General features: G+C 60.1%; 1 protein-coding gene and 1 pseudogene. One reads left to right on the top strand and one right to left on the bottom strand.

Annotated elements, in window-relative coordinates:
• Window positions 1-160 precede the first annotated feature (160 nt).
• Window positions 161-1,177 (top strand): LysR family transcriptional regulator, encoded by a 1,017-nt coding sequence (locus HDG33_RS36790; protein WP_184041215.1) that lies wholly within the window; start codon window positions 161-163, stop codon window positions 1,175-1,177.
• Here HDG33_RS36790 and HDG33_RS36785 read toward each other — a convergent pair.
• Window positions 1,166-1,643, bottom strand: a pseudogene (locus HDG33_RS36785) (integrase core domain-containing protein); the annotation flags it as partial. The gene HDG33_RS36790 and the pseudogene HDG33_RS36785 overlap by 12 nt on opposite strands.
• Window positions 1,644-2,104: the final 461 nt, after the last annotated feature.

Here is a 2,104-nt window from a genome sequence, read left to right as displayed (position 1 = left end):
GCCGTCGTCCTCGCGCATCTCGCCTCTCCCTAAGCCCCTTAAAGCTTAGACCATGGCGTCGATTTATGTTCGCTTATTTATGCACTAGTTAGTAACTTAAACCAACCAGCCTCCACGATTCCCGGGGCGGTTCAATCTTGAGCATGAAACAGAAGGTTTGATGGACACGCTACAAAATATGCGAGTGTTTGTGCGCGTGGTTGAAGCCGGTAGCTTCACCGCGGCCGCGCAATCGCTCAATTCAACGACCGGCGCGATGTCTCGCGCGGTCTCGGAGCTTGAAGCACATCTGCGCACGCGCCTACTGAATCGCTCGACGCGTCGGCTTGCGCTGACCACCGCCGGCGAGCGCTATCTGAAACGATCGCAGCAGATCCTCGCGGATGTCGATGTTGCGGAAGAAGAAGCCAGTTGCGCACACGAGCGACCAACCGGCGCACTGCGCATGCATAGCTTTGCGAGCATCGGCCAGCACTACGTCCTGCCGGCCATTTCGCGTTACCGCGAGCTCTATCCTGATGTGACCGTCGAGTTGACGCTATCGCAGCGCATGCCGGATCTGTTCGAGGGCAGCGCCGACGTGGCCGTGATCGGCGCATCGACGCTGCCGAATTCGGACCTCGTATCGTTTCCGCTGGGGACGACGTTCAGCATCCTGTGCGCATCGCCGGCCTACGTGCGGGCGCACGGCGCGCCGCAAGAACCGGCCGACCTTGCGCATCACGAATGTCTGATCCTGCATACGCCGGCGTTCCCGCCACATGAATGGACGCTCGACGGCCCGAACGGCAGTGAGTTGATGGAAGTCGACGGCCCCGTGCATGTGAACATCGCCGAATCATTGATCGTGGCGATCCGCGAAGGCATGGGCATGGGCATCGGCATGGTGCCGCTCTACGCGGCCATTTCCGGGTTGCGCGATGGCACGCTGGTGCGCGTGTTGCCGGAATATACGCTGCAAAAGACGACTGTTTATGCGCTCTATCCGTCGCGCAAATTCATCGATGCAAAGACGCGCACGTGGGTCGAATTCTTGCGCTCGCATCTGCCGAAGGTGACTGCGCGCGACGAAGCATTGCTTGCTGAGCTCGCGCAACTCGGGGGCCGAGATGACCCAGTGCAGCTGGTTGGAGTTGCCCCTGTAACTCAGGACACGCGGACACCGTTAGGTCAATGAAATCGCGGCAGCACGCCTGAACTCACGCGGCGAGCGGTATTCCAGGGCTTTGTGCGGATGGTGCTCATTGTAGTGTTCAAATGCAACGCCAGACACGAGAGCGCCGCTGGCGCGTCAGGCTCGTCCATACAGGCGACGTAATTGTCGCTTCATGATCTTCACGAACGATTCGACCATGCCATTGCTCTGCGGAGAACGTGCCGGCGTTGTCAATGACTCCAGGGCCAATTCGCGAGCGAAGCTGCGAGTGCGGTGGTCGACATAAGCCGAGCCGTTGTCCGTCAACCATTCGATGGACGGCGCGACCTGCCCGGTGCCGAATTGCTGCGCGACGGCGGCCAGCATCGCGTCGCGCACTACATCACCGCTATGCCCGCCGGTCCCCGCCGCCCAGCCAATCGCCTCTCCGATCGCTGCAGTCGAGTGCGAACGTTACGCGCAACGGCGTGCCATCGTCGCACCGGAACATCTGTGTCGCGATCAGCCTGCGCCACCCAGTTGTAGATGGTCTGTGCAGGCGGCTCGAACTCCTTTTCCAGTTCCTCCGGCCTGCGTCCGGCCTTCACCAGCTCGCCATTTGCGCCCGAAATTCGCCGGGTACGGGGTACGATGCTTGCCCATAATCGGCACCTCCTTCTCCAAAGGATAGATGTCCGTTTTTCTGGGTCAACTTCAGTATGCGCAAAAAAGCGTCGATCAACAGGCTACTTTTGGCAGTGGCTGGCAACGGCGTCCGACCACGCTTATTGTTCGTGCTCGGTCGAGCATGTTGCTGTTGATTTGGGCCGCGTAAACGCAAAAACCCCACCGCGGCGGGTGGGGTTTCTGACTGGGGGGGAGCCTGACGATTACCTACTTTCACACGGGCAATCCGCACTATCATCGGCGTGGAGTCGTTTCACGGTCCTGTTCGGGATGGGAAGGGGT

The sequence above is a fragment of the Paraburkholderia sp. Cpub6 genome (assembly GCF_014201065.1).
Lineage (GTDB): Bacteria > Pseudomonadota > Gammaproteobacteria > Burkholderiales > Burkholderiaceae > Paraburkholderia > Paraburkholderia tuberum.
The sequence above is the reverse complement of the archived record's forward strand: the minus strand, read 5'-3'. Positions and strand labels throughout refer to the sequence as shown.